Source organism: Vibrio sp. Vb1018, from assembly GCF_033338775.1.
Taxonomy (GTDB): domain Bacteria; phylum Pseudomonadota; class Gammaproteobacteria; order Enterobacterales; family Vibrionaceae; genus Vibrio; species Vibrio alginolyticus.
In genome coordinates this window covers 455738-468267 of record NZ_JAWOTI010000002.1, presented here as the reverse complement: position 1 = coordinate 468267, position 12530 = coordinate 455738, and the positions used below count along the sequence as shown (strand labels likewise).

The 12530-nt window shown below is 44.5% G+C and carries 10 protein-coding genes; 5 read left to right on the top strand and 5 right to left on the bottom strand.

Annotation, left to right across the window (positions count from 1 at the left end; translation table 11 throughout):
* Window positions 1-28 precede the first annotated feature (28 nt).
* Window positions 29-442 (bottom strand): alternative ribosome rescue aminoacyl-tRNA hydrolase ArfB, encoded by a 414-nt coding sequence (gene arfB, locus R7Z10_RS04355; RefSeq protein ID WP_017635196.1) that lies wholly within the window; start codon window positions 440-442, stop codon window positions 29-31.
* Between the two features lie 76 nt (window positions 443-518).
* Between arfB and R7Z10_RS04350 the strand changes: the two genes are divergently transcribed.
* Window positions 519-1121 (top strand): beta-phosphoglucomutase family hydrolase, encoded by a 603-nt coding sequence (locus R7Z10_RS04350; protein ID WP_017819896.1) that lies wholly within the window; start codon window positions 519-521, stop codon window positions 1119-1121.
* A gap of 88 nt (window positions 1122-1209) precedes the next feature.
* Here the strand turns inward: R7Z10_RS04350 and R7Z10_RS04345 are convergent, their stop codons facing one another.
* Window positions 1210-2202: an OmpA family protein gene (locus R7Z10_RS04345; protein WP_017635198.1), complete on the bottom strand. Its 993-nt coding sequence runs from the start codon at window positions 2200-2202 to the stop codon at window positions 1210-1212.
* 459 nt (window positions 2203-2661) lie between these two features.
* Between R7Z10_RS04345 and aroG the strand changes: the two genes are divergently transcribed.
* The 3 genes from aroG (at window position 2662) to R7Z10_RS04330 (ending at window position 6819) form a co-directional block, all read left to right on the top strand.
* Entirely contained in the window at window positions 2662-3714 is a 1053-nt protein-coding gene (gene aroG / locus R7Z10_RS04340; RefSeq protein WP_318104091.1) for a 3-deoxy-7-phosphoheptulonate synthase AroG, read from the top strand.
* A 159-nt stretch (window positions 3715-3873) separates the two neighbouring features.
* Window positions 3874-5046, top strand: coding sequence for an MFS transporter (locus R7Z10_RS04335; RefSeq protein WP_318104090.1), 1173 nt, complete (start codon window positions 3874-3876; stop codon window positions 5044-5046).
* Between the two features lie 210 nt (window positions 5047-5256).
* Complete coding sequence (locus tag R7Z10_RS04330) at window positions 5257-6819, top strand: methyl-accepting chemotaxis protein (protein WP_065275191.1); 1563 nt, start codon at window positions 5257-5259, stop codon at window positions 6817-6819.
* Window positions 6820-6960: 141 nt separating this feature from the next.
* On the opposite strand, the gene tkt is transcribed toward R7Z10_RS04330, so the two are convergent.
* Together tkt and tal are read right to left on the bottom strand one after the other, a co-directional pair.
* Window positions 6961-8952 carry a transketolase gene (gene tkt / locus R7Z10_RS04325; RefSeq protein WP_042522667.1) on the bottom strand — a complete coding sequence of 664 codons (1992 nt, stop codon included), beginning with the start codon at window positions 8950-8952 and terminating at the stop codon, window positions 6961-6963.
* Window positions 8953-9077: 125 nt separating this feature from the next.
* The gene (tal, locus tag R7Z10_RS04320; RefSeq protein WP_005373488.1) at window positions 9078-10028 is read right to left on the bottom strand and encodes a transaldolase; all 951 of its coding nucleotides are present in this window, start codon (window positions 10026-10028) and stop codon (window positions 9078-9080) included.
* A gap of 466 nt (window positions 10029-10494) precedes the next feature.
* Between tal and R7Z10_RS04315 the strand changes: the two genes are divergently transcribed.
* Window positions 10495-11496, top strand: a complete 1002-nt coding sequence (locus R7Z10_RS04315; RefSeq protein ID WP_005387670.1) for a sugar-binding transcriptional regulator — start codon at window positions 10495-10497, stop codon at window positions 11494-11496.
* A 165-nt stretch (window positions 11497-11661) separates the two neighbouring features.
* On the opposite strand, the gene R7Z10_RS04310 is transcribed toward R7Z10_RS04315, so the two are convergent.
* Window positions 11662-12492, bottom strand: coding sequence for a sulfurtransferase (locus R7Z10_RS04310; protein ID WP_258634291.1), 831 nt, complete (start codon window positions 12490-12492; stop codon window positions 11662-11664).
* Window positions 12493-12530: the final 38 nt, after the last annotated feature.

Here is a 12530-nt window from a genome sequence, read left to right as displayed (position 1 = left end):
AACTAACATGTCGAGAACACGACATGCACTAATACAGCACTTTTTTACGTTGCTGTTTTTTCGCTCCGTGCTTGTTTTTTGTATCAAGTCGTCGGCGTTGAGAAGCGCGGGTTGGTTTCGTTTTAATACGCTTCTTCTCCTGTAAAGCGGCAGCTTTTATCAATGCTTGAAGCCGATTTAGGGCGTCTTCCTTATTTTGTTCTTGTGTCCGAAATTGTTGCGCTTTGATGATGATCACGCCATCTTTACTTATACGACTATCAGAAAGTGCAAGTAATCGCTCTTTGTAAAAGTCAGGTAAGCTTGAATGCCGGATATCAAAGCGCAGGTGTATAGCGGACGCTACCTTGTTAACGTTCTGGCCACCATTTCCTTGAGCTCTAATTGGGGATAATTGAATTTCCCACTCTTGAATTGTGACGGAGTTCGAAATTTTGAGCATGATAAGTAAATGCCGGTAAGGACGATTGAAAGAGCTGATAAATTAACATTACAGATGCACAAATAGAAGAAAAGACATGAGCACGATTGATTTTAGACCCTATGAGGGATTCATATTTGATATGGATGGTACTCTAATCGATACCATGCCAGCCCACTTGGCAGCTTGGCAAGCAACTGCTGAGCGTTTTGATTTTCCGTTTTGCCAGGAATGGTTTCACAGTTTGGGAGGGATGCCGAGCTTTAAAATTGTTGAGGAACTAAATCGTGTGCATGAGCTTTCGTTAGATCCTAAAACTGTCGCGACATTTAAAATGGAAACATTCGCTGCTATGGAGCTTCATGGTGACGTTATTCCTTGCACGAACATCGTGTTAGAGGAATATTTAGGCCATAAGAAAATTGCAGTCGGGACTGGCAGCCAACGAGAAAGTGCCATGCGCTTATTAAGTCATGCAGGTTTATTAGACAAGTTGGATGTTGTAGTAACCGCGAGTGATGTAGAGAACCATAAACCCTTTCCAGATACCTTTTTGGTGGCCGCGGAACAACTCGACTTGGAGGCGTCACAGTGTCTTGTGTTCGAGGATACTGAGCTGGGGAAGCGAGCGGCGCATGCAGCTGGTATGGATTGCGTTATGGTGCAAGATAATGAGTTGATCTTTTTCCCAAAACCATAGTGGCAATATCCCTTAATATGAGATCAAAACGGGGTGCAAATGCACCCCATTAATTTTTACCACATCATCGATCATGAATCATAGATGCTTATTCAGGCTGAACTAGCTCTTGGTATTCAAATGAAGGTACCACAACTTCTACGCGACGGTTTTTCTCACGACCTTCGCGAGTGCTGTTGTCAGCAACTGGGTTTTCTTCACCCATACCTTTAACTGTCAAACGATCTGAACCAATGCCAGCTGCGGTTAGGTAATCAGCAACAGATTGAGCACGACGCTCAGACAGTTTTTGGTTGTATGCCGCAGGGCCTGAGCTATCCGTGTAACCAGTAATCTCTACTTGAGCTTGAGGATATTCGTTCAAGAATGAAACAAAGTTGTCCAGACGTTCAGAAACGGAATCTGTTAACTTAGCACTATCGAATTCAAACGTACCTGTACCGTACTCTTCTTTGTGCACCTTGCTCATCATCACTGGCTCTGGATCTGGCTCGATCACTTCTTCCGTTACAACTGCTGCAACAACTGGAGCTGCTGCGAATTTGTAGTTAACACCGATACCAAAGAAGTTAGCATCCATGTCGTCCCACACGTCGTCAGACATGTCTTGGTAGCGTTGGTATTCAGCGCGAACACTCCAGTTTCTATCGATCGAGTATTCAGCCCCCAAAGAACCTGTTGGGACAAAGTCTGTTTCGTCATCAGACATCATGTAAGCACCACCGATCTTAGCAAACAGATTCCAAGAGTCGTTTAAGTGCCAGTTGAATTTAGGTGCAAGTGTTAAAGCCGTTAGATTGCCGTCAATCGTATTAACCGTGTTAGCCCCTGACATCGAGTTAGCTTTGTAGTCGCCTAAGAAGTCTACGCCGTACTCTAGCCCAATGATATCGGTAAAGTCATAACCGATATGTAGTCCTGCACCGAACGCTTCATCATCACAAGGGCTATTTAGATAGCAAGCGTCGTCAAGTGTAGTCATGCCCACTTTGCCCCCGATGTACATTTCAGCTTGAGCAGAGTTTAAAAGCGCGCTACTACCAGCTACCACTGCTGCTACTGCAATTGCTACTTTGTTCATAATGTTTCCTTGTATTGATTGCATATTAACTTCTACTTCGTTTTATCAAAAAATTAGAAAAAACCAGCGTTTATAAGAAATTAGTTTAATATTCTAATCATTTCATATCAAGCAACAATATATTTGAACTTGATCAACATTTACTACCCAAAAATACCTCACAAACTTCTGATATTTCTTACATTGTAGTAAAGATTTTTTGGTGCATAAGAAAATTGATGATTATTTTGAACTTTTTTTCGTAAACTTTACTTTACATTGTGCGCGGTGGTTAACAGGTGGTTTTTATTTGCATTTATTTGCAAAAACTGATTGCAAGTCTACGTCTAAGCCGATAAGTTACTTAAACGCTAGACAGAAAATGACCACAGCCCTTGATGCTGCTCGCTTTGTGAACAATGTTGCAATGAGTTCAGTTGGTAAAAATGGGGTCGGAAATAAAACCAGGAAGTAGAAGTAATGTTTCAAACTGATGATGTAAGAATAAATAGAGTAAAAGAGTTATTGCCACCTGTTGCAGTATTAGAGAAGTTCCCAGCGACTGAAACCGCTTCTTCGACCACTTTTGATTGCCGTAACGCCATTCACAATATTCTTGAAGGAAAAGACGATCGATTACTCGTGATCGTTGGCCCGTGTTCTATTCACGATCCGGCTGCCGCGGTTGAGTACGGTAAAAAGCTAAAAGTATTACGTGATGAACTGGGCGAGCAGCTTGAGGTTGTTATGCGAGTTTATTTTGAAAAGCCGCGTACGACCGTTGGTTGGAAAGGCCTTATCAATGACCCTTACTTAAATGACACCTATAAGCTAAATGATGGTCTACGTATCGGACGTAAACTTCTTCTTGATCTAACCGATATGGGCTTGCCAACGGCAAGTGAATTCTTAGATATGATCACACCTCAGTACGTGGCGGATTTGATCAGTTGGGGCGCTATCGGTGCTCGTACGACAGAATCTCAGGTTCACCGCGAGCTAGCTTCTGGTCTTTCTTGTCCTGTAGGTTTCAAAAACGGTACAGACGGGAATATTAAAATAGCGAGCGACGCGATTCGTTCTGCAAGCGCTTCCCATCACTTCCTTTCAGTAACAAAATACGGTCATTCCGCGATCGTAGAAACCGCTGGTAATCCAGACTGCCATATTATTCTACGTGGCGGTAAAGAACCAAACTACAGTGCAGCACATGTAGCTCAAATTAAAGATGAGCTGGACACCGCAGGTCTGCCGAAAAAAGTGATGATTGATTTTAGCCATGCTAACAGCTCGAAGCAGTTCAAGCGTCAAATGCTGGTGTCTGATGATGTATCCGAACAAATCTCTGCTGGCGAAGAAGCCATTTTTGGTGTGATGATCGAGTCTCATTTAGTTGAAGGTCGCCAAGACTTAGTGGATGGCAAAGCAGCCACTTATGGTCAGTCGATTACTGATGCATGTATTGGTTGGGAAGATACGAAAACGGTACTTCGTCAGCTTTCTGATGCAGTAAAAGCGCGCCGCAACAAGTAAGCTCAACAGAAAAACTTTTTAAAAGCGAAAAGTGAATAGTGAAGAGCCAGAGGTACTATGCCTCTGGCTCTTTTTGTTGAGAATTACTCTCATATCTTTCTATTGTTTCTGCTTTCCTATATGTTATCTGTATACGTTGTAACCAAAAGGAATTTGGAATTGAATCGTAATGTATGGCTTCTATCCCTCTGCCAAGCCTTATTAATGACAGGGAATATTTTACTCATATCTGTTATTGCCCTTATTGGCAAAACACTTGCGCCGTCATCAAGTTTTATCACATTACCAGTTGCACTGCAGTTTTTGGGACTGATGGCCGCGACAATTCCTGCGTCGCTAATTATGGGCAAGTTAGGGCGTCGCCTTGGTTTTAGCCTTGGTAATGTCATTGGCATTTTGGGTGCTAGTCTAGCGACGTATGCATTAAGTCAACAAAACTTCTATCTGTTCTGCATGTCTACGTTTTTGCTTGGTGTTGGTATAGGTTTCGGTACTCTATACAGGTTTGCTGCCATTGAAGTGTGTGAAGAGTCGGCAAGGCATAGGGCGATTTCGATATCTATGGCGGGTGGGGTGTTAGCGGCGATCCTTGGGCCTAATCTGGCCGTGTACTCGCAGCAGTGGTCAGATGATGGCTTATACATTAGTGCATTTGCTGTGCTTGTCGTGCTTTATATAACCGCGTTGGTTGTGCTACAAACCATTCGTTTTCCACCTGCACACACGCAGGCGCTACGCGCTAAGGCGGATAAGCTGAGACTGATTATTCGTCGACCTAATTTCATGCTGGCCGTTATCGCGGCAATGGTTGCGTACGCGGTGATGAACATTTTAATGACAGCAACTCCTTTAGCGATGATTGGTTGTGGCTTTGATTTTGATAAAGCGGCGGGAGTGATCGAATGGCACGTGTTGGGTATGTTTGCACCTGCGTTTGTCACGGGCCGTCTGATAGAGCGGTTTGGCGCTAAGAATATGATTTTGGCGGGTGGATTGCTATTTGTTGCTTGTATTGGAATTAATATACATGGAGTGTCTATCTGGCATTTTAGTCTTGCTTTAATCCTGTTAGGAATAGGTTGGAACTTTATGTTTATCGCAGCAACCGGGCTGTTTAGTCAAAGTTATGAAGCGAAAAACAGAAGCAAGGCTCAAGCGTTTAATGAATTCTTCGTGTTCAGTTGTGTCACCATCACCGCATTACTATCTGGTTGGCTTGAGTCTACCGTAGGTTGGCAGAATCTTAATTTGTATGTTCTTCCATTTGTGTTACTCGTTATCGCGATGTTTGCGTTAAAAACGAATAAAAAGCCAGAATCACAAACCGCTTAATTAAGGCTTAATATATAACCCGGCCGATCGTGTCGGGTTTGTTTATTAGCTCAAATCAACAATCTCTTCTTTATGTTTTTATCGATAATGTGAATTCCCACAATAAAAATGTCGATTTGATAAGACTTTTTTATCTAACTTTTTGTAATAAAAATAAAAATCCTGTATATATCTTGCCGAAAATCAATAAAAACTAAAGAAGTTTCGTCTATGTCAGCCAATATTTCTCATAAAGCTCAAGAAACTCTCGTGAGGGAGTCTGAGGAACTCGTCTCAACAACGAACTTACAAGGTGTTATTACATATTGTAATGAAGCCTTTTGCCGCGTTGCTGAATACACTCACGAAGAACTTGTCGGTCAGAACCACAATATAGTTCGTCATAATGATATGCCTAAAGCCGCTTTCGGTGACATGTGGGCACGCCTTAAACAAGGTAAAGCCTGGCGTGGAATGGTTAAGAATGCCACTAAGTCTGGCGGTTACTATTGGGTTGATGCTTATGTCACCCCTATCTACGAAGACAACCATGTTGTTGGGTATCAATCAGTGCGCGTGAAACCAAAGCGAGAGTGGGTTGATATTGCGACAAAAGCCTACAAAAGCATGCGTGCTGCAGAGAAGTCTGGTCGAACTTGGTCGTTGAAAATCAATGAAACCATTCGCTATGCGATTCTACTTGGTGCACTAACCGCACCTGCAACCGCATATGCGTTGTCTGTTGAAGGGCCGTTGGCTTGGCTTGCAAGTGCGTTACCTGCAAGTGTTCTGGCTCTGTTATTCCGCCAAGAGTTAATTGATACACCTCAGCAACTTAAAAAGTTACAAAAGCAATATGACAGCGTAAGTCGCTTGATCTATTCCGGTAACACGGCATTTTCGATTGCCGATTTCCATATCAAAATGCTATCCGCAAGAATTCGAACCGTGTTAGGAAGAATGACTGATTCCGCATTGCCTTTGCAGCATTGTGCCGAAGAGCTTAGTCAAACAACGGCAGAAGTCTCGGCTGCATTAAATCAGCAAAATACCGATATTCATCGTGTGCGAGATGCTACCCAAGAGGTGGAGTTGTCGGCAAATTCGGTTTCTTCGAGTACCAATGATGCCCATATGTTGATTGATGATACATTGAAGTCATGCTTGATGGCGAAGGAGACCATCGATCAAACGCACACCAATCTAGCGCAATTAAGCCTTCAAGCTGAAAAAGCGACGGAAACGACGTATCAACTGAGTGATCAGGCACAGAAGGTGAACCATTTGATGGAAGAGATTGGTGGGATCGCAGAGCAAACCAATTTACTGGCACTCAACGCGGCGATTGAAGCGGCAAGAGCAGGGGAGCAAGGTCGTGGTTTTGCTGTTGTAGCTGATGAGGTCCGCGCGCTTTCTGGGCGAACATCCAATGCAACTGAACAAATCCAAGCCTCTATCTCCACTATGTTGGCAACGATTCAAAGTTGGCAGAAAGATATTCTGGCAAACAAAGAGCAAACCGATGCCTGTTCTCAAGTAGCAGAACAAAGTGCGTTGCGTTTGTCTGAAGTTGAACAGATGATGCAAACCATGAGTGGGCTGATGGTTGATGTAGCAGAAGCGGCGAATAACCAGTTAAAGCTATCTAGTGATGTAAACCAGCACATTCATTCTATCGCTTCGACCGCAGAACAAAACTTGGCAGCAACACATTCAGTTGAACAAAACAGCCGACAGTTGAAAGACCAAGTACAAGATTTCTATCAGCTCGCACTTCGATTTGAAGACAAATAGTCGTAACGTAAGTTGTGATGTTTATGTCCTGGCTGCGTTTATACGAATAGGAGCCAGATAAAAGAAAGCCCCGCCATTGCTGGTGGGGCTTTTCAGTTTTCACATTCGCAATAGAGAAAACTGACTATCTTTTTACTGCAATTACGCGAGCAGCTCTTTTGCTGTGTTCACTACGTTTTCAGTCGTGAAACCAAACATTTTGAATAGTTCGCCAGCTGGTGCAGATTCACCGAATGAAGTCATACCGATGATGCGACCGTCGAAGCCTACGTACTTGTACCAGAAGTCAGCAATACCTGCTTCAATTGCGATACGTGCTGTTACGTCTGATGGCAGTACAGCTTCACGGTAAGCGGCGTCTTGTTTGTCAAATGCATCTGTTGATGGCATTGAAACAACGCGTACTTTCTTACCTTCAGCAGTTAGCTGTGCTGCTGCTTCTACTGCTAGTTCAACTTCAGAACCTGTTGCGATAAGGATTAGCTCAGGCTTGCCTTCGCAATCTTTCAGAATGTAAGCACCTTTCGCGATGTCTGCTACTTGTTCTGCTGTGCGCTCTTGTTGCGCAAGGTTTTGACGAGAGAAGATAAGTGCTGTCGGTGCATCTTTACGTTCAATCGCTAGTTTCCAAGCTACAGCGGACTCAACTTGGTCACATGGACGCCATGTGCTCATGTTTGGTGTTAGGCGTAGCGATGCCATTTGCTCAACTGGTTGGTGAGTTGGACCATCTTCGCCAAGACCGATAGAGTCATGCGTGTACACTTGGATGTTCTGAATTTTCATCAGCGCAGCCATACGCATTGCGTTACGTGCGTACTCCATGAACATTAGGAATGTTGCGCCGTAAGGAACGAAACCACCGTGTAGCGCGATACCGTTCATGATCGCTGTCATACCGAATTCACGTACGCCGTAGTGGATGTAGTTACCAGAGAAGTCGCTTGCTTCTAGAGACTTAGAACCAGACCACATGGTTAGGTTAGAAGGTGCTAGGTCAGCAGAGCCACCCATGAACTCTGGTAGTAGAGCACCAAATGCTTCTAGAGCATTTTGAGACGCTTTACGTGATGCAATGTTTGCTGGGTTAGCTTGAAGATCAGCAATGATTTGGCTTGCTTTCTCTTCCCACTGTGCAGGAAGCTCACCGTTTACGCGGCGTTTAAATTCAGCTGCCAGCTCAGGGTACGCTGCTTCATAAGCTGCAAATTTCTCGTTCCACGCTGCTTCCTTAGCTGCGCCTGTTTCTTTCGCTGACCATTCTGCGTAGACTTCTTGCGGAATTTCAAAAGGACCGTGCTCCCAACCTAGTTCTTTGCGTGTTGCTGCGATTTCTTCTGCACCTAGTGGCGCACCGTGACAATCGTGTGAACCAGATTTGTTTGGTGAACCAAAACCGATGATAGTCTTAGTACAGATAAGTGTAGGACGTGGATCCGCTTTCGCCGCTTCAATTGCTGCGTTGATTGCGTCAGCATCGTGACCATCGACTGCAGGGATTACGTGCCAACCGTAAGCTTCGAAACGCTTAGGTGTGTCGTCAGAGAACCAACCTTCAACGTGACCGTCGATAGAGATGCCGTTGTCATCCCAGAACGCGATCAGCTTGCCTAGACCTAGAGTACCTGCAAGAGAGCATGCCTCGTGCGAAATACCTTCCATCAGACAGCCGTCGCCCATGAACACGTAAGTGAAGTGGTCAACGATGTCGTGGCCTTCTTTGTTGAATTGCGCTGCTAGCGCTTTTTCAGCTAGAGCCATACCAACCGCGTTAGTGATGCCTTGACCTAGTGGGCCCGTTGTGGTCTCGATTCCTGGCGCGTAACCGTACTCTGGGTGACCAGGAGTTTTAGAGTGAAGCTGACGGAAGTTTTTCAGATCGTCGATAGACAACTCGTAACCTGCAAGGTGCAGTAGAGAGTAAATCAGCATTGAGCCGTGGCCGTTAGACAGTACGAAACGGTCGCGGTCTGCCCACTCAGGGTTTGATGGGTTGTGGTTTAGATGAGAGCGCCAAAGAACTTCAGCGATGTCAGCCATACCCATAGGTGCACCTGGGTGACCAGAGTTAGCTTGTTGAACACCATCCATGCTTAGCGCACGGATTGCATTTGCTAGATGTTTACGATCCATAGTGATTACTTCTCGATATTTGATTTAAATAGAGGGAACTCGCCGAAACAAGTTCAAATAGAATTTTTTGAAAATAGTGCTGATGGTAAAAGCGAGTAGACGGGCTACTCGCTTTTGGTAAGCAATTAAAGCTTAGCTTCGATCATCGCTTCTAGTTTGCCTTGGTCAACGGCGAAGTTGCGGATACCTTCAGCCAGCTTCTCAACAGCCATTGGGTCTTGGTTATGTTCCCATAGGAACTCTGCATGAGTCATTGGTGCTGGACGCTCAGCTGCGCCTTTAGAATCAACTAGTTTCTCAACTACTTCACCTTCAGCTGCTTCTAGTTCTGCAAGTAGAGCAGGAGCGATAGTTAGACGGTCACAACCAGCTAGTTCTAAGATCTCACCGATATTACGGAAGCTTGCGCCCATAACTACAGTTTTGTAGCCGTATTCTTTGTAGTAGTTGTAGATCTTAGTTACAGATAGTACGCCTGGATCTTCTTGAGCTTCGAAGTCACGGCCTTCTTTCGCTTTGTACCAGTCCATGATACGACCAACGAATGGCGAGATTAGGAACACTCCCGCTTCTGCACAAGCACGTGCTTGAGCGAACGAGAATAGAAGCGTTAGGTTACAGTTGATGCCTTCTTTTTCTAGGATCTCAGCTGCGCGAATGCCTTCCCAAGTTGAAGCCAGTTTGATAAGGATACGGTCGTTAGTGATGCCAGCATCGTTGTACATTTTCACTAGTTGACGAGCTTTCGCTACGCTGCCTTCCATATCGTAAGATAGACGAGCGTCTACTTCTGTAGAGATACGACCTGGGATAGTTTTTAGGATTTCTTTACCGATGTTTACTGCAAGCATGTCACAAGTGTCTTGAACTTGTTGAGCTTTGTCGTTGCTCTGTGCTTTAGCGTATTCGATTGAAGCATCGATTAGAGGTGCGTACTCTGCGATTTGAGCGGCTTTAAGGATAAGAGAAGGGTTAGTTGTTGCGTCTTCTGGCTGATACTTTTTAATTGCATCAATTTCGCCAGTGTCTGCTACTACAGTCGTTAGTTTACGAAGTTGCTCTAACTTGTTGCTCATAATCGATCATCCTATTTAAATGGGCTTAAGCGTGATTTTTGTTATCACGGCTTGTGCATTTGCAAGCGAGTTAGCTAACCGTCTCATCGCATTTAATGAGACATCTGCTCAGCCAACTACGGAAAATTTCGTTACCGATCAAATGCTATGAACATTTGATCGATAGCTGAGTAAATGATGTGTCCATATTTATCCTATCTATGCTGAAAGTCAATCGCTGAAATGGACTTATAGTGAACTTCATCAACGTTTTTTTACTGTGTGTTTAGTGGTTAACCCAAATAAACGTTTGCCCTTATTGTTCAAAGCTTGAGCGTTGTCCAAGAGGGTAAAAAATTGTAGTGAGAAAATGTTATTGCGATGAGCAAATGTAGCGTTTAAATTGATAAAGAACATATGCTAAGTCAATGAGCATATGTTCACTTATTGCATACAATATCGATCCTCTTAAAGGGCGAGAGAAACCATGAGCAGTTCTAATCAAGATATTTCCATTGAAAACACGGATTTGTTGACAGAGATTTCCGTCGCGTATTATCAAGACGGTGCGACTCAGGAAGAGATATCGAGAAAATTTGCCATATCACGCGCAAAGGTCGGGCGAATGCTCAAGCAGGCGCGTGATGAAGGCATTGTTGAAATTACCGTTAAATACCATCCGGTGTTCAGCGCCAAGATCGAACAACGTTTGATCGAGCGATTCGGCGTTAAGCGCGCGCTTGTTGCTCTTGATCAACCGAATGAAGAAGCGCAACGACTACAGGTATCGGGATTGGTGTCCAATTATCTCACTAGCACGCTCAAAAACGGCATGGTGGTGACGGTCGGACAAGGGCGCAACGTGTCGTCTGTCGCTCACCATATTGGTGTTATTACGCCGCGTGATTGTAAATTTGTGTGTGGCATTGGTGGTATTCATCCGCGTGGCGGTATGTATAACGCCGACCATATTTGTCGTCAGTTGGCGAAGAAATATGGGGGAACCTCTGAAACCCTTTATGCGCCGGCATACGCAGAAAATAGAGAACAGAAGTTGGCCTTCATGCAAAATGCAACCGTGAAACAAACGCTCGACCTAGCACGTAAAGCCGATGTCGCTTTGGTTGGTATTGGTGACATGAGCGAAAACAGTTACATGGTCGACTTAGGTTGGTTTACGCCTGATGAAGTGGTTCAGTCGAGACTTCAACAAGGTGTGGTAGGGGATTTTGCAGGTTATGACTTCTTTGATATTCACGGTAATGTAGCGAACACGGTAATGAGTGACCGAGTAATTGGACTTGGTATTGAAGAGTTTCGGCCGATCTCGGAAGTCATTGCGATCGCAGCTGAGAACAGCAAGCCACTCGCTCTACTCGGAGCATTAAGAACTGGAGCGATAGACGTGATCGCCACGAGCGTTAGCAACGCATTAACCGTGCTCAACTTAGATGAGCAAATGCACGGCAACGCGACATCTGAACGCTAACGGAAATAGTCGGCTTTTGATGTAGTCAGGCTATGAGGGGTGACAAATCACTCATAGCCAGTTTCTATTTCGAAATGACAAGTTTGGTTTAGAAGCTGCGTTTAGTTTATTGGAACACATCATCTTTAGATAAACGTAAGATACTTTGTTAAACAGACACTTGTCTTAACACTCGATAGGTAGAGAGTGGTCTGCACCCCATTCGGTCCAAGAACCGTCGTACACCGACAGGTTGTCTAGACCAATTTGATACGCCGCGAGTAATAAAATGCATGCGGTTACACCGGAACCGCAACTAAAAATAATCGAATTGTCACTATCTATCGTTAGTGCGCTAAATATCTGTTGCAACTCTGAGTTTGGTTTAATGTGACCGTTGGTCAAGAGTTCTTGAAACGGTAAGCAAACCGAATTTGGGATGTGCCCACTACGTAGACCTTCTCGTGGCTCAGGCACTTCACCAAGGAATCGTGCTTTGGCTCTGGCATCGATGATGTTGGCACTTTTATTGGTTGAATGAGCAAGAACATCTTGTGCACTCAAAAAGGCATTTTGGTTGAGCTTACCTGCAAAGTTACCTTCTTCGCTTGGTTGCGATAGGGTACTTTCAACAGGGAATCCGGCTTCAACCCAAGCGGGAAGGCCGCCGTTTAAGACTCGAACATTATCATGTCCCATAGCTTTGAACATCCACCAAGCTCTTGGCGCGGCTAAAGTGCCAGAGTTGTCGTAAACCACAATCAAATCTTCGTTGTTCAAACCGAGTTGTTGCGCACTTTGGTTGAAGCCTTCTTCTGTTGGCATCATATGCGGCAGGGAAGAACCGGGTAAACAAAAGTCATTGTCGTAATCGAAGCGTAAAGTATTTGGAATCCACTTATCTTGAATCTTTTTGCCTTCAGAAGGGATTTGAAACGCAATACTAGCGTCGAGGAGCTTGACGTTAGGTTGGCCGAGAAAGCTATTGAGTTCATCAGTACTAATCAGTGCTTGCATTGTCTTTAGTTTGCTAGGTGGATAATCTTACTGTTTTA

Coding starts and splice junctions, on each gene's coding strand:
- arfB (WP_017635196.1), bottom strand. CDS start 442: ATGCTCAAAATTTCGAACTCCGTCACAATTCAAGAGTGGGAAATTCAA.
- aroG (WP_318104091.1), top strand. CDS start 2,662: ATGTTTCAAACTGATGATGTAAGAATAAATAGAGTAAAAGAGTTATTG.
- R7Z10_RS04350 (WP_017819896.1), top strand. CDS start 519: ATGAGCACGATTGATTTTAGACCCTATGAGGGATTCATATTTGATATG.
- tal (WP_005373488.1), bottom strand. CDS start 10,028: ATGAGCAACAAGTTAGAGCAACTTCGTAAACTAACGACTGTAGTAGCA.
- R7Z10_RS04315 (WP_005387670.1), top strand. CDS start 10,495: ATGAGCAGTTCTAATCAAGATATTTCCATTGAAAACACGGATTTGTTG.
- R7Z10_RS04345 (WP_017635198.1), bottom strand. CDS start 2,202: ATGAACAAAGTAGCAATTGCAGTAGCAGCAGTGGTAGCTGGTAGTAGC.
- tkt (WP_042522667.1), bottom strand. CDS start 8,952: ATGGATCGTAAACATCTAGCAAATGCAATCCGTGCGCTAAGCATGGAT.
- R7Z10_RS04330 (WP_065275191.1), top strand. CDS start 5,257: ATGTCAGCCAATATTTCTCATAAAGCTCAAGAAACTCTCGTGAGGGAG.
- R7Z10_RS04310 (WP_258634291.1), bottom strand. CDS start 12,492: ATGCAAGCACTGATTAGTACTGATGAACTCAATAGCTTTCTCGGCCAA.